The organism is Achromobacter sp. CSND-B12, from assembly GCF_052906545.1.
The window spans coordinates 2045158-2067901 of the sequence record NZ_JBREGJ010000001.1 but is presented as its reverse complement, the minus strand read 5'-3'; the positions used below and the strand labels follow the sequence as shown (position 1 = coordinate 2067901).

21 protein-coding genes are annotated in these 22744 nt (G+C 69.3%); 13 read left to right on the top strand and 8 right to left on the bottom strand.

From position 1 onward, the window contains the following. Nucleotides 1-35: 35 nt before the first annotated feature. Both ACUTAG_RS09660 and ACUTAG_RS09655 read right to left on the bottom strand, forming a co-directional pair. A complete protein-coding gene (locus ACUTAG_RS09660; RefSeq protein ID WP_446650116.1) occupies nt 36-2111 on the bottom strand; it encodes a PIG-L family deacetylase in 2076 nt (691 codons plus the stop codon). Nucleotides 2112-2248: 137 nt separating this feature from the next. Beyond that, nucleotides 2249-2923: an ankyrin repeat domain-containing protein gene (locus ACUTAG_RS09655; RefSeq protein ID WP_082390992.1), complete on the bottom strand. Its 675-nt coding sequence runs from the start codon at nt 2921-2923 to the stop codon at nt 2249-2251. 200 nt (nt 2924-3123) lie between these two features. Between ACUTAG_RS09655 and ACUTAG_RS09650 the strand changes: the two genes are divergently transcribed. The 7 genes from ACUTAG_RS09650 (at nt 3124) to ACUTAG_RS09620 (ending at nt 11456) form a co-directional block, all read left to right on the top strand. Then, nucleotides 3124-4032, top strand: coding sequence for a LysR family transcriptional regulator (locus ACUTAG_RS09650; protein WP_006385985.1), 909 nt, complete (start codon nt 3124-3126; stop codon nt 4030-4032). Between the two features lie 80 nt (nt 4033-4112). Continuing rightward, nucleotides 4113-4820 carry a DsbA family oxidoreductase gene (locus ACUTAG_RS09645; protein WP_006385986.1) on the top strand — a complete coding sequence of 236 codons (708 nt, stop codon included), beginning with the start codon at nt 4113-4115 and terminating at the stop codon, nt 4818-4820. Nucleotides 4821-4905: 85 nt separating this feature from the next. Further along, nucleotides 4906-5919 carry a cyclase family protein gene (locus ACUTAG_RS09640; protein ID WP_446650115.1) on the top strand — a complete coding sequence of 338 codons (1014 nt, stop codon included), beginning with the start codon at nt 4906-4908 and terminating at the stop codon, nt 5917-5919. 118 nt (nt 5920-6037) lie between these two features. Further along, nucleotides 6038-6814 carry a PAS domain S-box protein gene (locus ACUTAG_RS09635; protein WP_047991825.1) on the top strand — a complete coding sequence of 259 codons (777 nt, stop codon included), beginning with the start codon at nt 6038-6040 and terminating at the stop codon, nt 6812-6814. A gap of 142 nt (nt 6815-6956) precedes the next feature. Further along, a complete protein-coding gene (locus ACUTAG_RS09630; protein ID WP_446650114.1) occupies nt 6957-8483 on the top strand; it encodes a PA domain protein in 1527 nt (508 codons plus the stop codon). A 146-nt stretch (nt 8484-8629) separates the two neighbouring features. Next, on the top strand, nt 8630-10279 hold the full coding sequence (locus tag ACUTAG_RS09625) for a 3-(methylthio)propionyl-CoA ligase (RefSeq protein WP_035182094.1): 1650 nt from the start codon (nt 8630-8632) through the stop codon (nt 10277-10279). Between the two features lie 37 nt (nt 10280-10316). Beyond that, the gene (locus ACUTAG_RS09620; protein WP_020926432.1) at nt 10317-11456 is read left to right on the top strand and encodes a porin; all 1140 of its coding nucleotides are present in this window, start codon (nt 10317-10319) and stop codon (nt 11454-11456) included. Here the strand turns inward: ACUTAG_RS09620 and ACUTAG_RS09615 are convergent. The 4 genes from ACUTAG_RS09615 to ACUTAG_RS09600 form a co-directional block, all read right to left on the bottom strand. Next, a complete protein-coding gene (locus tag ACUTAG_RS09615; protein WP_446650113.1) occupies nt 11446-12537 on the bottom strand; it encodes a 2-hydroxyacid dehydrogenase in 1092 nt (363 codons plus the stop codon). The two genes, ACUTAG_RS09620 and ACUTAG_RS09615, sit on opposite strands and share 11 nt — an antisense overlap. A gap of 15 nt (nt 12538-12552) precedes the next feature. Beyond that, the gene (locus ACUTAG_RS09610) at nt 12553-13728 is read right to left on the bottom strand and encodes an enolase C-terminal domain-like protein (RefSeq protein ID WP_054437683.1); all 1176 of its coding nucleotides are present in this window, start codon (nt 13726-13728) and stop codon (nt 12553-12555) included. Between the two features lie 28 nt (nt 13729-13756). Continuing rightward, complete coding sequence (locus ACUTAG_RS09605) at nt 13757-14761, bottom strand: Bug family tripartite tricarboxylate transporter substrate binding protein (protein WP_054481843.1); 1005 nt, start codon at nt 14759-14761, stop codon at nt 13757-13759. 76 nt (nt 14762-14837) lie between these two features. Then, nucleotides 14838-15761, bottom strand: a complete 924-nt coding sequence (locus ACUTAG_RS09600) for a dihydrodipicolinate synthase family protein (protein WP_006385995.1) — start codon at nt 15759-15761, stop codon at nt 14838-14840. A 177-nt stretch (nt 15762-15938) separates the two neighbouring features. Between ACUTAG_RS09600 and ACUTAG_RS09595 the strand changes: the two genes are divergently transcribed. The 4 genes from ACUTAG_RS09595 to ACUTAG_RS09580 all read left to right on the top strand — a co-directional run bounded on the left by ACUTAG_RS09595 (nt 15939) and on the right by ACUTAG_RS09580 (nt 18829). Beyond that, nucleotides 15939-16898, top strand: a complete 960-nt coding sequence (locus ACUTAG_RS09595; protein ID WP_054481844.1) for a LysR family transcriptional regulator — start codon at nt 15939-15941, stop codon at nt 16896-16898. 126 nt (nt 16899-17024) lie between these two features. Next, on the top strand, nt 17025-17612 hold the full coding sequence (locus tag ACUTAG_RS09590; RefSeq protein ID WP_054481845.1) for a TetR/AcrR family transcriptional regulator: 588 nt from the start codon (nt 17025-17027) through the stop codon (nt 17610-17612). 90 nt (nt 17613-17702) lie between these two features. Then, nucleotides 17703-18221, top strand: coding sequence for a hypothetical protein (locus ACUTAG_RS09585; RefSeq protein WP_047991820.1), 519 nt, complete (start codon nt 17703-17705; stop codon nt 18219-18221). Then, nucleotides 18218-18829 (top strand): hypothetical protein, encoded by a 612-nt coding sequence (locus tag ACUTAG_RS09580; RefSeq protein WP_446650112.1) that lies wholly within the window; start codon nt 18218-18220, stop codon nt 18827-18829. Before ACUTAG_RS09585 ends, ACUTAG_RS09580 begins: the two co-directional genes overlap by 4 nt. Nucleotides 18830-18871: 42 nt before the next feature. Here ACUTAG_RS09580 and ACUTAG_RS09575 read toward each other — a convergent pair whose 3' ends face one another. Then, a complete protein-coding gene (locus ACUTAG_RS09575; protein WP_109421666.1) occupies nt 18872-19294 on the bottom strand; it encodes a hypothetical protein in 423 nt (140 codons plus the stop codon). A gap of 322 nt (nt 19295-19616) precedes the next feature. Between ACUTAG_RS09575 and ACUTAG_RS09570 the strand changes: the two genes are divergently transcribed. Next, entirely contained in the window at nt 19617-20528 is a 912-nt protein-coding gene (locus ACUTAG_RS09570) for a LysR family transcriptional regulator (protein ID WP_026384067.1), read from the top strand. A 7-nt stretch (nt 20529-20535) separates the two neighbouring features. Here the strand turns inward: ACUTAG_RS09570 and ACUTAG_RS09565 are convergent, their stop codons facing one another. After that, nucleotides 20536-21450, bottom strand: a complete 915-nt coding sequence (locus tag ACUTAG_RS09565) for a LysR family transcriptional regulator (RefSeq protein WP_006386002.1) — start codon at nt 21448-21450, stop codon at nt 20536-20538. A gap of 73 nt (nt 21451-21523) precedes the next feature. On the opposite strand from ACUTAG_RS09565, the gene ACUTAG_RS09560 reads away from it, so the two are divergent. Beyond that, nucleotides 21524-22723: a pyridoxal phosphate-dependent aminotransferase gene (locus tag ACUTAG_RS09560; RefSeq protein WP_054473597.1), complete on the top strand. Its 1200-nt coding sequence runs from the start codon at nt 21524-21526 to the stop codon at nt 22721-22723. Nucleotides 22724-22744: the final 21 nt, after the last annotated feature.

Here is a 22744-nt window from a genome sequence, read left to right as displayed (position 1 = left end):
GCGGCCATCGCGGTCGCGCACGGATCCACTGCCGCTCATTGCACGTGCGTGGGCGTGGCGGTGCGCGAGGCCTGGTTGGGCATGGGCTCCTGCGCCAAGGTGCCTGGCTCGGTGGAGGAGGGCCGTATCACGACGGCGTTGTGGCTGTCGTTGGCGCCCAGCTTGGGCAGGTCGGCGGGCCGCGCGGCCAGGGTGGCGAAGGGCCCGCCGCCATTGGACGGCATGCCGTCCAGCGTCAGGTTGGCCGCCCACAGGCCGTCGCGGCGCGACAGCACCTGGTAGCGCTGGGGGCCGCCTGCCATGCGAGCCACTACATATAGCGTGTCATTGATGAGATGGATCGCCGGTGGCGAGGCGGCTTCGGCCTGCAGCCTGGCGGGCTTGCCGTGCTCGACCAGCCAGAGCGGCCCGTCCGCGCGTTCGAGGATCGCCAGTACCACGTTGCCCTGCGCGTCGGCATCGACGGCGGGGCGGCCGATGTAGGGCACGCCCAGGTCGACGGGCGCGCTCCAGTCCATTTCCATGTCGGTGGTGTCGCCGGCTTCCTCCAGCCGCGTCAGGTGATTGTTGGCGCGTTGGCGGAAATAGAGTTCGACCCGGTGTTCGTGGTTGCGGATCGCGGCCAGCCCGCCGGCGGCCTCCGGCGCGGCCACGCGGCGCCAGGGCTGCCAATCGGGGCGCTGGCCCTTGGCGGCCGGCAATTGGCGCGTGTAGAACAACTGGCCGCCGCCCGCCGACGCAAACACGATGTAGCGGCCGTCGTCGCCGCGCACGACCGCGGGGGCGCCGGTGGCGCCGTCCAGCGGCGGCAGGCTTTGCCAGTGGCCCCAGCTGCCGTCGATGCCGGACGGCGCGATCCAGTGCAGCAGGCCGTCGTAGCCGAGCGCCACGGCGGCGGCTTCGCCGCGCGGCGCCACCGCCGGGATCTGGCTGACGCGGATCCCGGCCAGCGCCTGCCAGCCCTGCCAGGTGCCGTCGTGGCGCTGTTTGTTGGCCCACACGCCGCCCAGCGGATCGCGCGCCATCAACCCGGCGGTGCCGTCGGCGTGGCCGAAGGTGACCAGCGGACCGCCGGTGCGTCCGCCCAGGCTCTGCCAGCGGCGCTGGCCGGAATCCCAGCGATTGACGGCGGCATTGGTTTCGCCGGCGGCGTACACCACCAAGCCGTCGCGGCCATCGGGGTAGATCTGCGGCGGCATGTCCTGGCGCGAGACGTAGTAGGCGCGCTGCACCCAGGCGGCGGCGGGGCCGGCGGGTTCCTTGCAGCCGGTGGGGCCGGCGCAATAGTGGTAGTCGTTCCAGGCGTAGTGCTGGAAGATCACCGATTTGCTGGCGATCTCGTTTTCGGCGAGGTTGCTGGCGCGTTCCTGGCTGGGGTAGTCGATATAGCCGGTCTCGGCATAGTTGCCGGGTGCGCGCAGCATGGCCGCGCGCACCAGCCGCGCGCTGGCGATATGGTCGGGATGCCCGTGTCCGGCGCAGCGCCAGCACAGTTGCGTGTAGGGCACCGTGATGGTGTCGTCCAGGTGGCGCACGGTGGTCGGCTGGTACTGGCGGATCAGTTCGGCCAGGGTGTCGACCAGTTGCTCGCGCGAGTAGACCTCGGGGTAGGGCCCGAGCGTGTCCACCATCTGCCCGGGTTCCGATTCGGTGCGGCTCAGCGGGGTGAGGCTGCCCCAGCCCTTGCCCAGCCATGGGTCCTTCAGGCGCAGATGCCACAGTTGCACACGCGGGTTGCCGCTCAGGGTGAAGCGGGCTATCTGCCGTTGTCCCGCGTGGCCGGCGCTTTCCTTCCAGAGGTCGGGCTGGCGCGCCATGTAGGCGTAGGCGGCGCGCACGCCGCGCTCGCGGCCCAGCATGTAGGTGTCGCCTTCGCCGGCGTCGCTGGCCGTCAGGTAGACGACGCGCACGCAGCCGCCGGCCGCGATGTTGGACGCGATGTCCGGGTTCATGAACAGCAGGTCGTCATCCAGGTGGGCGACGAAGGCCAGGTCCTTGATGCCGTTGCATTGCGCCAGCGTGGGCGGCGCGGCCAGGGTGGGCGAGACCAGGCAGGCGAAAAACAGCGCCTGCGCGGCAAGGGAGAGCAGGGTCGTGCGTATCCGCGTCAAGAGGCTTTGCTCCGGAAGGCTGGGATATGGAATTGCCGGTTGCGGGCATCTTAGCAAGTCATGGCGGCGCTTGCGCGGCACGCGCGGCGCCGGCGGGTCGCCGCTGCGCCGGCGCGCGTCGACGCCGGGCGCCGCCCCTAGCGCGCGCCGGCGGCCTGCAGCATCGTCGCGATGGCTTCCTGGCCGCGCTGGCGCGCATGCCACAACGGGCTGCGGCCGTCGCCGTCCGGCAGGTTCACGTCGGCGCCATTGTCGAGCAGCAGCCTGACGACCGCCTGGTGGGCGGGGCCGCCATCGCTCAGGATGATGGCTTCCAGCAGGCCGGTCCAGCCGAGCCGGTTGACATGGTTGGGATCGACGCCGGCGCGCAGCAGCATGCGCACCGTGTCGACCAGGCCGCGCTCGCACGCCGGGATCAGGGCGGTACCGCCATACCGATTGGTGCTGCGCAGGTCGGCGCCATGGCGCAGCGTCTCGGCCAGGATGCCGTTGTGGCCGCGCGCGCCGGCGTACAGGTAGGGGCTGTCCTGCATGCGGTTCTTGGCGTTGACGTCGGCGCCCGCAGCCATGAGCGCCGTGGCGACGGCTTCCTGGTTGGCCAGCGTTGCCCGCAGAAGGGGCGTATTGCCGTCGGCGTCGCGCGCTTCAAGCGGCGCGCCCCGGGCCAGCAGCGCCTGGACGCGCGCAAGGTCGCCGGCGCCGGCGGCGCGCAGCAGCTCGGCGCCGGTCTCGCCTGCGCTGGCCGCGCCACTCTCCGCGACCGCCAGCAGGGCGGCCGCCAGGAACTTGCGCCAGGAACGGATGATGGACATGCCTGAGCCTCCTTGTCGTGGCAGGGAACGTGCCTCGATTATGCCGCCATGGCGCGGTCGCGACGTGTCGTCGGCCCGCCCGGACGGCCACGCCCAGCGCCGATAGCCCTTGCTCCCCTTGTCCCCTCGCGGGCGATATGGTTTGGCGAATGCGGCGGATCGCTGCAGAATCGCGGGGTTTCCCCGCATCCGTTCCCGCCATGGACACCTTCAACTATATGCGCGCCTTCCGGCGCATCGTGGAACTGGGCAGCCTCGCCAAGGCGGCCGAGGACCTGGACATGTCGTCAGCTGGTCTGAGCAAGCAGCTGCGCGCCCTCGAAGCCCACCTGGGAGCGGTGCTGATCCAGCGCACCACCCGCAAGATGAGCCTGACCGACACCGGCGCCGCCTATTACGCCGAATGCTGCCGGCTGCTCGATGCGCTGGATGCGCTGGAGAAGTCCGTCAAGCGCCAGTCCGGCCGCGTTTCGGGACGGCTGCGCGTGAACGCGCCGGTGTCCTTTGCGCTGAGCGTGCTGTCGCCGTTGCTGGCGCGCTTCCTGCGCCAGTACCCCGAGCTGCGGCTCGATCTGGCCATGGAGGACCGGCTGGTCGATGCGGTGGGGCAGGGCTTCGACGTGTCGATCCGGCTGCGGGCGCAACTGGATGATTCCTCCCTGATCGCGCGTCGCCTGGCGTCGCTGACGCAGGTGCTGTGCGCGGCGCCCTCGTACCTGGAGCGCCGCGGCCTTCCGGACAGCGTCGAGGCGTTGCGCGGGCATGACATCCTCAGCTATAGCCTGGCCGACAGCCCCGGTCCGGTTCCCGAGGAAGACGCTGGCCAGCCGGCCGATCCGCTGGCCGGCCCCGCGCTGATCCAGGTCAACAACAGCCTGATGCTGCGCGACCTGCTCGAGGCGGGGCTGGGGATCGGCGCCTTGCCGTCGTTCCTGGCCGGGCCCGCCCTGGCGGCCGGCAGGCTGGCGCGGGTGCTGCCCGAGCTGCCCGGCTCGCCGCGCCAAGTCTACGCCGTCTACCCGACCAGCCGCCACCTGCAACCCAAGGTCAAGGCGTTCGTCGACTTCCTGGCCGAGCACCTGCCCGCCGCCATGCGCGGCGATTCTTGACGGCCAGCGAATAAAGTCCTGCCGGCGAGCGCCTTACTCCCGGGCCTGCCCGTCCGTAAGCTGGCGTCCATTGAAACGAGATGGACGCCAACATGTTTTCGACTTCGCCTTTCGCCACTTCAGCCTCCGCATCCGCCGAAGCCGCCGCGCCCGCCACGCCGCTGACCGTGGATTTCTTCCATGACGTGGTCTGCGGCTGGTGCTACGTGATGTCGCCGCGCCTGCGCCAGGTGGCGGCCGAACTCGGCGTCACGGTGCGCCAGCGCAGCTTCGTGCTGCAGGAATCGCCTGAACAGATGCGCCGTGTGTTCGGCTCGATGGAACGCGCCAAGCGCGTGATCCTGGGCCATTGGGAGGCCTGCGCCCGCCATGATGACACGCCGCGTATCGACATCGAGGGCATGCGCGGCGAGACCTTCGACTATCCCAGCGGCCTGGCCGGCGCGCTGGCCTGCCAGGCCGCTCACCTGCTGGCCGGCGAGGCGGGCCATTGGGACCTGTTCGACGCCATCCAGCGCGCGCACCTGAGCGAGCATCGCAACGTCGGCGATACCGCGGTCCTGCTGGACATCGCGGCGGCGCTGGGATTCGACCGCCCCGAATTTGCCCGCGTGATGCAAGGCGAAGAAGCGCGGCGGCGCGTGCGGGAAGACCGCGCGGCCGCCGCGCGGCTGGGCATTGACTCCATTCCGACGCTGGTCGCGGGACCGCACCAGGCCCGCTTGCAGACCCTGCCGCTGGCCGATCTGCGCGATCGCCTGCTGGCGCTGATGCCGGCGCGCGCCTAGGCCCGCGCCTCGCCGTCAGGCCGGCTCATCCCCCATTTTCCATTCTTCCTGTCCGCCGGACGGGATTTCACCCATAAGGTGCATCATGAACATCCGCAATACTTCCAGACTGCTCGCCGTGGCGCTGGGCGCTGCCATCGGTTTCAACGCTTTTGCGCATGGCGCGCCGGCGCGCGCGCCCGCCTCCGGGCAGGAGGTCGGCATCAGCCCATGGGGGCCGGACGACGAGATCGGCCGCCTCAACCTCATCACGCCCGCCTCGCGCGCCGCCGTCATGTCGCGTGTGGCCGGCGACAAGGTCTATGACCTGGCCACGGAATACTACGTGGGCATGCCGAGCTGGCAGGATGCTGGCGATCCCCATTACCAGTTCTGGATGACGCACACGCCGCGCGGCACCGAAGTCGATGATCCGATGGGCGTGGGCAAGGACATGAACGCGCTGCGCAGCTACACCGGCACCGCGTTCTCGATGTACAGCCACACCGGCACGCACATCGACGCGCTGAACCACTTCGGCATCCACGGCAGGATCTGGAACGGATTTCGCGCCGACGAACACCTGGGCGACCGCGGCTGGAAGCGCACCGGCATCGAGAAATTCCCGCCGCTGGTGGCGCGCGGGGTGCTGATCGACGTGGCCGCGCTGAAGGGCGTGGACATGCTGCCGGATTCGTATCGCATCACCCGCCAGGACCTGAAGGCGGCGCTGGCGCGGCAGAAGACCGAGCTGCAGCAGGGCGACATCGTGCTGATCCGCACCGGCCGCATGAAGCTGTACGACGACCCGGCCGCCTACATGGCCAAGCCGCCGGGCATGGGGCTGGACGCGGCCCGCTATCTGGTGGAAGAAGGCGGCGCCATGATCCTGGGCGCGGACAACCTCAGCTTCGAGACCTTCCCGTCGGAAGTCGCCGATGACTACGTGCCGCTGCATACCTACCTGCTGGCGCAGCAAGGCGTGCCCATCATCGAACTGGCGGCGCTGGACGAACTGTCGCGCGACAAGGTCTATGAGTTCGCTTTCATTGGCGGCCCGCTGAAGATCCGTGGCGGCGATGCGGCGCCGTTGCGCCCGGTGGCGATGCCGCTGCGCTGAGGACGCCGCTACGCGCGGACGGGCCGCGCCTGGCCGCCGGCCGGCGCGAAGTTGCTTTTCACGCGAACACCCCCTAGGCTGGCCGCTTGCCTGCAACCCTTTCCAGGAGGCGTCGCCCATGAACCCTGTCCGCCAGCCCGCTCGCGCACCGCAAGCGCCGGATTTCGAGGCCTTGATCGAGGCCGCCGGCGACCTGATCTACACGCTCGATCTGGAAGGCCGGTTCACCTACCTGAACCAGGCCGCCGAGCGCGTGCTGGGATTTCGCGCCAGGGCGTTGATGGGCCTGCCGTTCACCGAGGTGCTGACCGAGAACTCGGCGCAGATCGCCTCGCGCCACTACCGCCAGGGCGTCCTGGGACAGGACCGCACGCCGTTCTTCGAAGTCGAGGCGCGCCATCGCGACGGCCGTATCGTCCATCTCGAGGTGCGCGCCGGCCCGCTGATGCGGGGCGGGCAAGTGGTCGGGCGCCAGGGCATCGCCCGTGACATCAACGAGCTCAAGGCGCTGCAGTCGCTGGTAACCGAGAAGTCGCAGCGCGTGACCCTGTTGGAGGAGCGCACGCGCATTGCGATGGCCATGTACGCGCGCATCGCCGAACTGGTGCACGGGGCGCCTGAGGCCGGCGAGGCGGGGGATGACAAGCTGCGCGAGGCGCAATGCATGCTCAGCCGTCTGGCCGCCGAAAAGCATGGGCTGAGCGCCTCGGACCTGAAGATCCTGGGCCTGCTGGCGCAGGGGCGGTCCAATGCGGAGATCGCCGGCATCGTCCACCGCAGTCCCCACACGGTCAAGGACAGCGTCAAGAAGATCATGTCGAGGCTGGGCGCCAGGCGACGCGCCGAGGCGGTGGCCTGCGCCATCAAGGCGGGCCTGATCGCGCCGGGGCCGTGAGGCCCGGCCGGCGATCGCGGCCAGATACCCCGCTTTGGGGGAGCCATACCCCCCGTCGGTGGTCTGCCGCCAGGCGCGGCGCTGCCGCACAATCGCATTCAGTATCGGTAGAACTGGCACAAGATCACCGAAGGAGACAAGCATGAGCAAGTGGAGGAACCTGCGCGGCGTGTGTGGCGCGGTGGGATGCGTCTTGCTGGCGGCTTGCGCGTCCGGGCCGCAGGCTCGCGGCCCGCAGGCCTTGCCGGCGCAAGCCGCTATGAAGGTGGACGGACGCGAATTCCTGCCGCGCGAGCAGGTGCGCCGCTGGCAGGAGGAACTGGACGCCATGGGGCTACGCGACACCGGCTCGCCCGCGCACGAGCGCTACGTCGACCAGTTGCACGAGCGGCTGCTGGCGGCGGGCGTGCGTGACCTGCGCTTCGAATCGCTACCGCTGGCGCGCTGGTCGGCCCGGTACTGGGCCTTGCAGGCCGCGGACGGCGAGCGGATCGCCGTCGCGGGCTACGTGCCTTATTCGGGCAGAACCGGCGCGCAAGGTCGGGAGGCGGGGCTGGTGTACCTGCCGCCGGGCGCGGCGCCGGACCAGCGTGTCGCTGGCAAGATCGTGCTGTTCGACCTGCCGCGCGCCACGCTTACCGGCGATTTCTTCCATCGGTTGGCGCTGCGCGCCTACGACCCGGCCGGTTCGTTGCCGCCAGGCGCGCCGTATGCGCGGCCCTACCAGGTCCTGGAGGTGTTGACCGCGCTGCAGGAAAAACTGCAGGCGGCGGGCGCCGTGGGCGCCATCGCCATCATCGACGCGCCGGCGCAGACCGCCGAGGGACTGTATGCGCCCTACGACCGGGAGTTGCGCGCCGTGCCGGCCTTGTACGTGGACCGTGACGCGGGACGCCGCCTGAAAGCGCTGGCGGCCAAGGGCGCCGCGCTGCGGCTGACGCTGGACGCGCAGGTGGAGCAAGTGCGCACGCGCAACCTGATCGGCGTCATTCCGGGGGCGACGGATGAGTGGATCGTGATCAACAGCCACACGGACGGCACCAACGGCATCGAGGACAATGGCCCCAATGCCATCGTCGATATGGCAGGCTACCTGTCGCGCCTGCCGCGCAGCTCCCTGCCGCGCGGCGTGATGATCATGCTGTCCAGCGGACATTTCGCGGGTGGCGCCGGGGTGCAGGATTTTCTGGCGCGCCATCAGGGCGACGCGCTGGCCTCGCGCATTGCCGCCGTCGTGACCATCGAGCACCTGGGGGCGAAGGAGTGGCTGCCGGACGCAACCGGCAAGCTGGCGCCAACCGGAAAATTCGAACCTGTCGGCGTATTCATGCCGCCAATCCCGGCGCTGGTGGACGCTGCCGAAGCGATGGTGCGCCAGGCGGACGCGGGGCCGGCCTTCATCATGCCACCGCTCAACCCCAAGGGAGATGGCGGCCCGAACAACGCTGTCTGGCCAGGAGAAGGGCAGTACTTCTGGGGGCGCGGCCGGATACCAACCATCAACTACATCTCCGGCCCCAACTACCTGCTCAATTACGGCGTGACCACGGCCGACAAGGTCGACTACGCGCGCATGCAACGTGAAACCGTGGCCGCCACGCAGCTGTTGCTGGACCTGTCGCGCGTGCCGTTCGGGCAGTTGCGTCCCGAGCCTGCCGCCGCTCGCTAGCCAGCGCCCGGCGGCGTCGCGCGCAGCAGGCCGCCCAATCTCCGTATATCCGCCGCCTTCGCCGCCGCCCCGCGCGCCGGCGCGGGGTTGGCCGTGCCTGGCCGATGGCGCGTGTTTCGTTTTTCCCTCAAATCCTGGATGGAGCCATGTCGTCGATGCAACCGAATCCCCCGCCGGGCCAGATGATGAACCGCCCCTTGTTGATTTCCAGCCTCCTGCGGCACGCCGACCAATGCTTCGGCAGCACTGAAATCGTATCGCGCCGCGTGGAAGGCGATATCCACCGCTATACCTATCGCGACTGCCACCGGCGATGCCGCCGATTGGCCAATGCGTTGGCCGGACTGGGAGTCGAGCCGGGCCAGCGCGTCGCCACGCTGGCCTGGAACGGCTACCGCCATCTGGAGCTTTACTACGCCGTGTCCGGATCGGGCGCCGTCATCCATACCGTCAATCCGCGCCTGCATCCGGAGCAGATCGCCTATCTGCTGAACCATGCCGAAGATCAATACGTGTTCTTCGACCTGGACCTGCTGGACCTGGTGAGCCGGGTGGCGCCGCGCTGTCCGGGCGTGCGGGGCTATGTGATGCTGTGCGGGCGCGAGCAGATGCCCGCTGCCGCGCCCTTGGCCGGCCTGTCGTGCTACGAGGACTTGCTGGCGGCCGCCGGCGAGGCCTACGACTGGCCCGAGCTCGATGAGAACACGGCCAGCGGCCTTTGCTACACCTCCGGCACCACAGGCCCGCCCAAGGGCGTGCTCTATACGCAGCGCTCCACCGTCCTGCACGCCTACGCCGCGGCGCTGCCGGACGCGCTGAATCTGTCGGCGCGCGAAACCGTGCTGCCGGTGGTGCCGATGTTTCATGTCAACGCCTGGGGGCTGCCATATGCGGCGCCGTTGACCGGGGCAAAGCTGGTGCTGCCCGGCCCCGCGCTCGATGGCGCCTCGCTGCACGCCTTGTTCGAAGCCGAAGGCGTGACCTCGGCGGCTGGCGTGCCGACGGTGTGGCTGGGCCTGCTGGACTACGTCGAGCAGAACGGGTTGGCGTTCAGCGCCTTCCGCCGCACGGTGGTCGGCGGCGCGGCATGCCCGCCGGCATTGATGCGGGCATTGCGCGAACGGCACGGTATCGACGTGGTGCACGCCTGGGGCATGACGGAACTGTCGCCATTGGGCACCAGTTGCACGCTGCGGGCGGCTGAGCTGGCGCTGCCGCAAGCGGCCCGGGACGCCATCCTGGAAAGCCAGGGCAATCCGGTGTTCGGCATCGAGTTGAAGATCATCGATGCTCAAGGCGTCGAGCTCCCGTGGGACGGCCAGGCGCGCGGCGATTTGCTGGCACGCGGGCCATGGGTTGCCGACGGCTATTACCGGGGCGGCGAATCGCAAGCTCATCCCGGTTGGTTCGCCACCGGCGACATCGCGTCCATCGATGTCGACGGCCGGCTGCGGATACGCGATCGCAGCAAGGACGTCATCAAATCGGGCGGCGAATGGATCAGCTCCATCGAACTGGAAAATATCGCGATGTCCCACCCCGCGGTGGCCGAGGCGGCATGCGTCGCGGTGCCGCATCCCAAATGGGGCGAGCGGCCGCTGTTGGTGGTTGTGCCGCGCGCCGGCATGAACCTGTCGCGCGATGCCTTGTTGGCCTTGTACGAAGGGCGCATCGCCAAGTGGTGGATTCCCGATGACGTCGTCTGCGTCGAGCGGCTGCCGATGGGCGTGACGGGCAAGGTGCTCAAGCACGTGCTGCGCGAGCGGTTCAACGAGCAAGGCCAGCCCATGGGCTGAGCCGGCCGCCGCCCGCGGGCGGATCGAGGGGAAGACGATGGGCATTCCGGCCTGGAAGCTGGCCGCCTGCGCGCTGCTGTGCGCCATGGGAGCGTGCCGCGCGCAGGCGGCGGTGACGGTGTATGGCATCGTGGACGCTGGCCTGGCATACATCGACAATGGCGCGCGGCACGGCGCCAGCTCGGTGGCGATGCGGTCCGGCATACTCAGCGGCTCGCTGGTCGGGTTGCAAGGATCGGAGGAGCTTGGCGAAGGCCTGCGCGCGGTGTTCCAGCTGGAGACCGATTTCAACCTGGGCAATGGCCAGGCTGCCACGTACTACGGCGATCCCGCCAGCGCCACGGCGGCCGAGCCGCGTGGGCAACCGATAGCGGGCGGTTTCAACCGGCGCGCCTACGTCGGCGTTGAGAGCCGTCATGGCAGCTTGAGCCTGGGGCGTGACTACACGCCGCTGTACTGGTCGATGGTGGAAGTCGACCCGCTGAAGCTGGCGGGTTACGGCAACATGCAGCAGATCGTGCAATTGTCGGGCACCGGCTCCGAGCGCTTCGGCCGCGCCAGCAATGCGCTGTTCTACGCTACGCCTGTCACATCGGACGGCCTGCAACTGCGCCTGATGGGCAGCTTTGGCTCGCAAGGCTGGGGCGGTCCGGACCGACGGCCGGCCGATGCCAATCGCATGTGGGGAGCCTCGGTCGCCTACTACGCCCGCGGCGGGGCCGTGCTGACCACGGCCTACCAGCAGTTGCGCCTGCCGCGCGTGGCAGGGACGCCGCCGTTCTTCACCGGGGCGGCCGGCACCCGTCACGATCTGTTGGTGGGAGGGCGGTATCCCATGGGCAACGTGACCCTGGCTGGCGGATATTTCCGGGCTTGGCACCCCGAGCCGGGGCACGATGGCGGCACGGTTTGGGCGGGCGGAGTGATCCGGTTTGCGCGCGGTGTTCTCGCGGTCAACGTCCAGCGCGCAGTGCTGCAGCAACCGGACGGCCGCGCCCGCGCCACCGTGATCGGCGCGAGTTACGTCTATCCGGTGTCGCCCAAGATCTCGTTTTACCTGTCCTATGGCCTGTTGAACAACACGGCAGCGTCCGCGCTGACGCTGGGCGGCGTGCCGCCCGCCGGCGCGGGCGCTGACGTGCGCGCCTACGGCGCGGGCATGCGTTTCATTTTCTGAAAGGCGGCGCGGCATTCCGCGCGTGCGCCAAGCCGCCGCCATGCGCGCCATCGAGCCCGGCCAGCCGCTCGCGCCAGGCCGGCGCCGCCGAGGGATTGCATGCATGGGGCGGCAGTTCACCGGCGAGTATCGCCTCCACATTGCGCACGCAGGCCGGCGCGAACGAGGCATACAGCTCCTGGGTGTGCCCGGCCATGTGCGGGGTCAGGATGGCGTTGTCCAGTTGCCGCAGCGGGCTGTCCGGCGGCAGCGGCTCCACCTCGAACGCGTCCAGCGCAGCGCCGGCGATGAGGCCGTCGCGCAGGGCCTGGTGGACGGCGGCCTCGTCGACACAGGCGCCGCGCGCGGTGTTCAGGAGGAAGGCGCCGGGCTTCATGCGCCGCAATTCGGCCGGCCCGATCAGGTGGCGGCTGCCCGGGGTGAGCGTGGTGTGCAGGCTGACGATGTCGCTGGCCCGCAGCAAGGTATCGAGCGCGACCGCTCGCACGCCGGCCGGGACCTGCGCCGGATCCAGGCGCGGGCTGCAGGCCAGGATCTCGACGTTCCAGCCGCGCAGCCTGTCGGCCACGGCGCGCGCGATGCGGCCGAAGCCCACCAGGCCGATGGTCTTGCCTTGCAGCATCCGCGCCCGCGGCGCGGCCGGGCGGGGCGCATTGCGGCGCAGCAGGTCCTCGGTGCCGCGCAGGTCGTAGCTCAGGTTCAGCATCAGCATGATGGTGGCTTCCGCCATGCTCTGGAAATTCTCTGGCGTGGCGCCGTTGGCCACCATCAGGCCGCGCCGGCCGGCGTCGGCCAGGTCCAGCGATTCGGTGCCGATGGAGGGGAACACGACGCCGCGCAGCCGCGGCGCCGCGTCCAGCACGGCGTCGTCGATCACGACGCGCGAAGTCGCGACGATGACGTCGGCGGCGCCTACGAGTTCGCCCAGGCGTTCCGGCGGCAGCACGGTCTTGCGGCCGGGCACGGCGCGCGGGCCGCGCACCACGGTATGGCCCTGCTCGCGCAACCGCTCGGCCGCCGAGTCCAGGGCCGGATCGAGCACGAAGTCAGCGGCGATGAAAATGGTGTGGGGGGAGGGCATGGACGCTCGACCTCATCAAGGGTTGGCCGGCAAGGCGGCGAAAATGCGATAGAGCTCGGGCTGTTCCTCGAAGCCGATGCCGGGCGCGGCGGGCAACGAGGCATGGCCGTCCGCGATCGCGACTTCGCGGCCGAAGCCGCCGAACGCGCCGAACAGGCCGGGATAGGATTCCGCGCCGCCCAACCCCAAGCCGGCCGCGACGTGCAGCGACATCAGGTTGCCGCCATGCGGCATGATGTGGGCCGCCGGCACGCCGTGGCGCCCGGCCAGCCGCACCATGCGGTGGAATTCGCCAATGCCGTAGGCCAGCGGCGGATCGGGTTGCAGCACCACCCGGTGCGGCGCCGGGCCATAGCGCAGGAAGTTCTCCGCCTCTTCCTTGGAATACAGGTTCTCGCCGCCGGCGAGCATGCCGGGATACTGTTCGCTGACGGCGCGGTAGGTGTCGAAATCGGCCGGGTCGCAGGGTTCTTCCAGCCAGCGCAAGCCGTACGGCGCCACGGCCCGCGCATATGCCAGGGCGCTGTCGCGGTCGAAAGCGCAACTGGCGTCCAGCGCCAGGCGGCTGCCGTCATGCAGCAGCGCCAGCGCGGACTCGATGCGCGCCAGGTCCTGCGCCAGCGGCAGGCCGCCGGCCTTGATCTTGACATCGCGATAGCCGGCGTCGAGATACCCCTGGATCTCGTCGCGCAGCCGGGCGCGGTCGTCGGTCGGTTTGTAGAAACCGCCGCCCGCGTAGCAGGCAATGGCGCGCGGCCGCCCGGCGCCGGCAACGCCGTAGCGGCTGGCCAGGACCTGGTACAGCGGCCGGCCTTCCAGTTTGGCGGCGGCGTCCCAGAGCGCCAGTTCCAGCGTGCCCACCGCCATCGAGCGTTCCGCGTGCGCGCCGGCTTTTTCGCGGCGCAGCAGCGCGGTCGCGACGCGGGGCGGATCGAGCCGCTGCGTATCCGGATCCAGCAGGTCGGACGGCGGCGCGGCCAGCAGGCGAGGGATGAAGCGCTCGCGCAGCGGACCGCCGCAGGCATAGCGGCCAAAGGAGTTGAAGGCGTAGCCCACCACGCGCCGACCGTCGCGGAACTGATCGGTGGCGACGGCGACGACGGTGGCCGTCATCTCGCTGAAGTCCACCCGCGCGTTGCGCAGGTCGCATTCGATCGGGATGGTCTTTTCGCAGGCATGGACGATTTTCATGGCGTGACGGGCTGGCGGTGCAGGGGAGTCAATCAAGGGAGGCGCCGGTGCGCCGGACGATGTCGCCCCATTTCCGGTGCTCGGCGCGGATGAAGGCGCCGAACTGTTCGGGCGTTCCTTGCACGGCCGGGCTGCCGAGCCGTGCGATCTGCTCGCGCACCTCGGGCTGGTCCATGATGTCGCGCAAGGTCTGGTTGAGCCGCGAGATGACCGGCGCCGGCGTCGCCGCGGGCGCCATCAGGCCGTACCAGGCCAGCGACTCGTAGTCCGGCACGCCGGCTTCGTCCAGGGTGGGAACGTCGGGCAGCAGCGCGGAGCGCTGCTTGCTGGTGACGGCCAGGGGGCGCAGGCGGCCGCTGGTCAGGTTGGGCATGGCCGAGACCATGCTGTCGATGGCGAAGTCGATCTGGCCACCCATCAGGTCGATGGCCATCGGCGCCTGGCCCTTGTAGGGAACATGCACGGCGCGCGCACCCGTGGTTGATTCCAACAGCGCGGAAGACAGGTGTTGGGGCGTGCCGTTGCCGGAAGAACCATAGGTGTAGCGGCCGGGGCTGGCCTTCAGTTCGGCCAGCAGCGCCTGCGCGTCGCGCGCCGGATTCGACTGGTTGACCAGCAGGACCAGCGGCACCGCCGCGACTTCAATGACGGGAGCCAGGTCGCGCAGCGGATCGTAGGGCAGCCTGGGGTAGAGCCACGGACTGATGGCCAGCGGGCCGCTGGAGGACAGCAGCAGCGTGTGGCCGTCGGGCTGCGCCTTGGCCACCACGTCGGTGCCGATGTTGCCACCGGCGCCGACACGGGCTTCGATGATGACGGGCTGGCCCAGCCGCGCTTGCAGGCGCGGCGCGAGGATGCGCGCCAGGATGTCGGATGGACCGCCTGCCGGATACTGGATCACGATGGTGATGGGCCGCGACGGATACGCGGACGCGTCGGCGTGGGCCGGCCGCGCCGACGCCGCGCCCAGCAGCAGCGCAGCGGCCAGCAAGCGCGGCAACGCCTGCCGCAGGCGGGTGGGGATGAGGGTCATGATGTCTCCTTGGGTCGCGCATCCTGCGTGGGATGCGCTGTTGTGGTGGGCTCGCCGTCGTGGCGGCGCCCGGGGATCAGAGCGCGTCGATGGTGAACGACAGGCCCTGCAAGGCGTCGCCCAATGCTTGCCGTTGGCGCTCGTCCAGGGGCGTCAGCGGCGGGCGCAGGCGGTTCCAGCCGGCGTCGCCGGTGGCCTGCGCGATGGCGGCTTTCATGGCGGCGATCAGCGGATAGGCCGAGAACGCGCCGCGCAGCGCATTGAGCGCGTCCTGGCGCGCCTGGGCGTCGGCGTCGCGCCACGACCGCCACAGTTGCACGATGGGGCCGGGGTTGACGTTGGCGGTGGCGGAGATGCAGCCCGCGCCGCCCAGGCGCAGTGTTTCGAGCAACAGGGTTTCGGTGCCGGCGTAGACGCCGAAGCCCTCGGCGGAGAATTGTTCAAGGGTCCGCGTGGTGTAGGCCCAGTCGCCGCCGGTGTCCTTCATGCCCGCGACGACGACGGGATAACGCGTGAGCAGCCGTTCCACCAGCGCGTGCGAGAAGCCGACGTGCGCCACGGGCGGGATGTGATACAGGTAGACGCGCAGGCGCGCGTCGCCGACGCGCTCGATGAGTTCGCTGAAGAAGGCGAACAGGCCATCGTCGGTGATCGTCTTGTAGTAGAACGGCGGCAGGGCCAGCACGCCGGCGCAGCCGTGCGCCACCGCGGCGCGGCTCAGCCTGACCGCGTCGGGTAGCGCGCAGCTGCCGGTGCCGGGCAACATGCGCGCGGCGGGGACGCCGGCCTTGACCGCGGCGTCCAGCAGGTCGAGGCGTTCGTCCACCGACAGCGAATTGCCTTCCGAGTTGGTGCCGAACATCGCCAGGCCGCAGTCCTGCCGCGCCAGCCACAGGCAGAGGCGCGCGAAGCGCCGTGGATCCGGCAGCAGATCGGCGTCGAACGGCGTCAACACGGGGGCGAGGACGCCGGGCGGGCGGGGGACGGAGGCTTGCGGCATGGACGGATCCCGGAAAGAAGGCGGATGCCCCATCGTAGTGGCGCCGAGGCCCGCAACGGTTGCCGAATCGCCGTGCTGGTTTGCGAAATCCGCAAATCACTCGCCGGAAAAGACGTCCCTGGAAATAAAGGACGGAAGTACACTTTCGAGGTGATTCTCTTTGAGGAATGCGCAAACATGATCGACCTCGTCGCGCTCAAGGATTTTCTGGTCCTGTGCCAGCTCAGGAGCTTCAGCCGGGCGTCCGAACGCTGCCACGTTTCGGTGTCCGGCTTGAGCCGCCGCATCCAGGGCCTGGAGCAGTGGCTCGGCGTGCCGCTGTTCGACCGTCGCAAGGCGGCGTTGGAACCGACCGACGCGGGCCTGCGCTTGCAGGCGGTGGCGACCGAGGTGGTCTATGCGCTGGAAGGCTTGCGCAAGTCGGTCCGCACCGACGCGCGTGACCGCCAGCAGCGGATCCGCTTTTGCGCGCCCCACATCATGTCGGCGGTGTTCTTCCCCGACTGGATTCCCCGCCTGCACAGCGATTTTCGGGACGCCAAATTCAGTGTCGAGTCCGACAACCTGCCGGAGTGCCTTGCCCTGCTCGACGAAGGCGCTGCCGACTATGCCGTGGCCCTGTTCGACGCCGGCGGGGCGGTGGCGCGACGCGTCGGCCTGTCCGCCGAGGGCGGCGGACTGCGCTGGCTGGGACTGGGCGGCGAACGCCTGGTGCCGGTCAGCGCGCCCAATGCGGCGGGCCGGCCGCTTTACGACCTGGCGCGGGCCGACGGCCAGGCCATTTCGTTCCTGGGCTATGCGGACGAATGCCATCTGGGCTGGTCATTGCGCCCCTTGCTGGACGGGCTGGACCTGGACCTGCAACAGAGCCACAACGCCAGCCTTACCGACGGCTTGCGGCTCATGGCGTTGTCGGGACTGGGCGTGGCATGGCTGCCGCTGTCGCTGGTGCGCGGCGACCTGGACGCCCGCAAGCTGGTACGCGCGGGTGGCGCGGCGTTCGAGGTGCCGCTGCGCCTGCGATTGCTGCGCGGGGAGGCCATCCTGGCGGAGCAGGCCGAGCGGTTGTGGCAACACCTGCAGGCGTTGGCGCGGCCGGCGGCGGACGCGCCGCTGGCCGAGCTGGTCGCGGGCTGAAGCGGCATGCTTGACAGTCAACCAACCAACTAGTAGATTGGTTGCCGTATGCAGCCGTCCGGATCCGTCCGATGCGGCTCGGGCGCCAGGGCATCTTGCCCCCGCCAGTAACCACAGTGAATTCCCATGAATCTGGAGCTTTCCCCCCGGGCCATCGAGATCGTCGAGCAGACCAAGCTGCTGCTTGCCGCCGGTGGATACCACGGATTCAGCTATGCCGACGTATCCGAGCGGGTGCATATCGGCAAGGCCAGTATCCATCACCATTTTCCGACCAAGGCGGAGCTGGTGCTGGCGGTCGTGGCGCGGCACCGCGCGCAGGCGCGTGAAGGCCTGGCCGGGCTCGATCGGCACGTCGAGGATCCGCTGGCGCGGCTTACCGCCTATACCGAGTATTGGGCCCAGTGCATCCGCGAGGGCTCGCTGCCCATGTGCATCTGCGCGATGCTGGCTGCCGAATTGCCGATGATTCCCCCGGAAGTCGCCGACGAGGTACGCGCGTATTTCGGCGAGTTGAGCGGCTGGCTGGCGTCGGTGCTGGAAAAGGGCGTGGCCACGGGCCATTTCCGTCTTCGTGATGGCGTCCAGGCCGAAGCGCAGGCGTTCATGTCCACCGTCCACGGCGCCATGCTGACCGCGCGGGCCGTCGGCGACCCCGACGCGTTCGCCTCGATTACGCGCGCGGCCGTCCGCCAACTGACCGCGCCTGCCTGACGATTCCCACGATGCGCGCCGGCCGGCGTGCATTTTTTTGAACCATTAAACCTACCAACTAGTTGGTTGTTTTTCCTGGAGACTGCATCCATGCCTCATCCCATTTCCCCGCTGGGGGCTGTCCATACCCTCATCAGTCTCGTGCCCGCCATCGCGGGCCTGTACAGCTTCGCGCGTTATCGCGGAATCGACAGCGCGACAGTCGTCGGCAAGGTCTACCTGGGTGGATTGCTGGTGGCCGTGTTCACCGCCTTCGGATTGTCCAGCACCGGCGGCTTCAATGCCGGCCATGCGCTGGGCATCCTGGCGCTGCTGTCGATCGCGGGCGCCTTGCTGGCATCGCGCCTGCCGCCGCGCGTGCGGGCGCGGCCCTATCTGTCCCAGCTTGGGTTCTCGTTCAGTTTTTTCCTGATGTGGATTCCCGGCATTGCCGAAACGTTGACGCGGCTGCCGCTCTCGCATCCGCTTGCCGATGGGCCGCAATCGCCCTTGGTGCGTGGCGCGTTGGCGACGTGGCTGGCGCTGTTCGTGGTGGGCGTGGTGGCGCAGATGCTCTGGATCCGCGCGCAGCGCCGGCGCGAGCCCGCCATCCGAAGGGCATCGGCATGAGCGCCAAAGCCATTGATCCCATGGGCTCGGTCCGGATCGACGATGTCCGCGATCCCTACCGTGCCGAACGCCTGCGGGCACAGGCTCGGACCGAGCGGGCGGGCTTCGCGCGCACGCAGGCCGCGGCGTTGGCGCTCGCGCAGGCGGGGCGTTCGCAGGCCGCGGCAACGGCGGCATCGCCGCAACGCGGCGCGGGCGCCGGCAGGCCGGCCGTCGGCGTGTCCCTTGACCGGCTGGGCGATCAATACACTGCCCATTGCCTGCGCGATGCGATCCAGGCGTTCCACGACGCGCAGGCCCGCCTGCTGGCGCGGGGCATCGCGAACGACCAGGCTGTGCGCGAGGAACAGGCGGTGTTGCGCGCGCGCGCCGACGCGGCCAATGACCTTGGCACCGTCCAGGGCCTGCTGCCGTTGCAGGCGCATCGTGTCGCGGCGGGCTTGCCGTTGCTTCTGCCACCACCACCGATGACCGCGGCCGGCGCCGCGCCGGCCGCGGTGGGACCGGTGGGCCGGGCCGCCACGTTGCGCAGCGCGACGGACGACGCCGGTGCGAGCGACCCGGCGGTCCGCGTCCGCGCCCGCCGTTCGCGACAAGCCGGGGCCTGAGGCGGGCATCTCAAAGCGCGATCGCGCTTCGAGATGGACAGGTCAGGATTCGCAGGTCCATCCCGCGGGGGCGTGGTCGGCCGAAAATCGCAGCGACGGCCAGTAGCCCGGCATGAACCAGGCCGCGTCGCGCGGCGCGAGATGCAGGACGTAGCCGCCATCGGCCGCCATCACCAGGTCGGACGGCGCAAAGCCTGCCATGAAGGCGGCGGGCGCATCGTCGGGATCGCCGGCTTCGCGGCCGGCCTGCCACAGGAAGCGCAACGCGGCGTCCAGGCGCGCCGGCAGCGCTTGCGCGATGGCGCGGGCCGATGCCAGCAGCGTGGCGGTGGCCCGAGTTTCTTCCGCCAGCAACACCAGGCGCAGCCGGCCGCCGTCGGCCGACGCGCAATCCAGCCAGGTTTCCCGGGCGGGAATGCCATCATGCACGCAGGGTTGCAGCGTCGCGGATTGCGCCGTCGCCATCAGGCAGCCTCTTGGCCTTGCGGCCGCGATGATTCCCGGCGCGGCGGCGTCATGTCGCCGGACAGGCCTGCGACGTCCGCGCGTTTCACCGTGCCGCGGCGCCGGACAGGCGCTTCCAGGAATCGTTCGTGCAACTGCGTCATGCCGGCTCCGGTTCAGGGCCGCGGCGAATGGCGAAATGCCGGCGCGGTCCGCCATGATGCCATTTCCGGATCGCGCATTGAAGGCCCGCGCCGGGCAGGGGGCCGATGTATATACTCACTCGACATTTCAAGCGGCTCGTCTTCCGGCGGCCGTTCTCGATGCAAGGGGACCGTCGACAATGACAGACAAGGCCGCCAAATCCCTGTCGTTGAAGCAATTGGAACTGTTCATCGCGCTGGCGTCCTCGGACAACATCGCCAGCGCCGGCGCGCGCCTGGGGATGACGCCGTCGGCGACAAGCCATGCGCTCAAGACGCTGGAACTGACGCTGGGCGCGCCGTTGATCGACCGCAATGTCACCGGCGTCCAGCTGACCTACGCGGCGCAACAGATCCTGCCGCACGTGCGCGACGTGTTCGCGTCCCTGCAGGTGGTGCGGGCCACGGTCAGCGCCAGCGCGGGGCTGCGCGCCGGGATGCTGACGCTGGGATCGCTGGGCGCGAGTTCGTCGTTGAATATCCTTCCGCAGTTGCTGGAGATGTTCAAGGCGCGCTATCCGGGCGTCGACGTCTTCGTCACCGAAAAGCCCGATCCGGAAATGGAGCGCGCCCTGATCGAGCGCCGCATCGAGATCGGCGTGGTGGCGCTGCCCAAACCCGACTTCGATACGCTGCCCCTGGTGTCCGACGAACTCATGGTCGTGCTGCCGCAGGGGCATCCGCTGGCCAGGCTGAGCGTGATCGGCGTCAAGGACCTGGCCGCGTATCCGCTCATCATGACGCGCGCCGGCTCGCAGCCGGTGATCACGCGCATGTTCGAGCGCGCCGGCATCACGCCGCGCATCGCTCACGACCTCTCGCAGATCATGTCGATCCTGGAGTTCGTCAGGAGAGGCCAGGGCATTTCCGTGCTGGCGTCGCTGGTGTTGCCCGAGCGCTACGACGGCCTGGTTTATCGGAAGATCGGCCCCGCGGTCAAAAGGCGGATCGGACTGGCCTGTCTGAACGAACGGCGGCTTTCCCCGGCCGCCCACGCATTCTGGACCATGGTGCGCGAGGCCGCGCCCGGCATGACGTTTCCGGTGATGTGACGGCGGCTCACGCGGTTGGCGCGTGTTTTTTCCGGCTGCGCGATTTGGCCAGTTTCCAGAACGCCGCGGCCGCGGGCGACAGCCGGCTTTCGTTGAGACAGGCCAACCCGACCCTGCGGGAAGTGAGGGGCGCGATCGCCTTGTAGACCACGCCGTCGTACCTGGCCGGCAGGGCCAGCGACGCCACCACCGAAATGCCTTCGCCGCGCGCGACGAAGTCGAGGATGGAGAGCATCTGCGACAGCTCGTGGGTCACTTTGAGCGAAACGTCGGCCCGGCTGAACATCCTGGCCACCAGCCCCTGTGAACCCGCATGCGTGAGGATGAAGGGGAACTGCGCCAGCCGCCCGACTTCGATCGTATCCAGGCTGGCCAGCTCGTGCCGCGCCGGCACCACGGCCACCAGTTCGTCGTTGGCGATCGTCACGGTGTCGAACTGCGGCTTGGGCAGCGTGACGACGCCGATTTCAAGGCGCCGCTCTATCAGGTCCTGCACGATGTCCGCGTCGGCCTTTTCGAAGACCCTCAGGTCGATGCCCGGATACAGCTTGCGAAACTGCTGCAACAGCGGCGGCAACAGCCGCAGCGACGAGCTCAGGCCGAACGAGCCGATCTTCAGCATCCCGCTTTTCAGGCCGACGCTGGCGTTGGCCGTGGCCTGGATCAGTTGCAGGGCCGCGAACACGTCGCGCACGTGCGGCAGGATCTGCTCGCCCGCATGGGTCAGTTCGAGCTGCGGCGCATTGCGGTCGATCAGCAGCACGCCCAGGGTCGACTCCAGCGCGCGCAGGGCGTGGCTGGTGGCCGAGGGCGTCATGCCGATCTTGGCGCCGGCACTGGCGATGCCGTCGGCGCTGGCCAGGGACAACAGCAGTTCCAGCTGGCGCAGGGTGGGGACGTCGGGCCCGAGGGGCGAAATCATATTGAATCCAAATTCAATTGAGATTGAATCATGTGAATTCTAGACTGATTCCAACTCGTCAGGGATTCCGCCCATGTTCGCTCCCATCATCTCCGCTCTGCGCCTTTCCCCCATCCAGGTCATGGCGGAACGAACCCGCCAGGCCATCCAGCAAGGCCACAGCGTCATCGACATGACGCTCGGCGAGCCGGATTTCCCCACGCCGCAGCACATCGGCGAGGCGGCGATCCGCGCCATCCGCGATGGTGAAACCCGCTACACCCCCATCAACGGCAGCACGCGGCTGCGCGAGGCCATCGTCGCCAAGTTCAGGCGCGACAACGGCATCGACTGCTCCATCGCCGAGATCAGCGTGGGCTGTGGCGGAAAACAGGTCATCTACCAGGCGTTCCTGGCGACCCTGAACCCGGGCGATGAGGTCATCATGCCGGCGCCTTACTGGGCCTCCTACAGCGATATCGTCGCCATGAATGGCGGCGTGTTGCGCCCGATCATGACGTCGCCGCAGCGCGGTTATGCGCTGTCAGCGGCCGATCTGGCGGCGGCGATCGGCCCCCGGACCAAATGGCTGGTCCTGAATTCGCCCAGCAATCCCAGCGGCACCGCCTACGACCGCGCCCAACTGGCCGAATTCGCCCAGGTCATCCGCCAAAGTCCCCACCGGGATTTCTTCATCCTGGTCGACGATATCTACGAGCACATCCTGTACGACGGGCGTGCCTTCCACACCCTGGCGCAGGTGGCGCCGGATCTCGCGGATCGCATCCTGACCGTCAACGGCGTGTCGAAAGCCTATGCCATGACGGGATGGCGCCTGGGCTACGCCTGCGGGCCGCGGCACCTGATCGAGGCGATGACCAAGCTGCAGATGCAGATCAATTCACACACCTCATCCATCTCCCAGGCCGCGGCGGTGGCCGCGCTGGAAGGGCCGCAGGACGAAGTGCGGCGGCGTTGCCAGGCCTTTCAGCGCCGCCGCGACTTCCTGCATGACGCGCTTTCCGGGATCGCCGGGCTCCATACGCCGCGGCCCGAAGGCGCGTTCTACCTGTTTCCCGACGTGCGGGCCTGTCTTGGCCGCCAGGCGCCTGGCGGCGAACGCATCGCCGACGACGTGGCCCTGGCTGCCTATCTGCTCCGAGCCGGCGTCGCGGTGGTGCCCGGCTCCGGCTTCGGCATGCCGGGCTTCCTGCGGCTGTCGTACGCGACCTCGGACGAGAACCTGCGCATCGCCGCCGAACGCATGGCGTATGCCTTGGGCAACCTGACCTGAACGCCTTGCCCGATCGGCGCG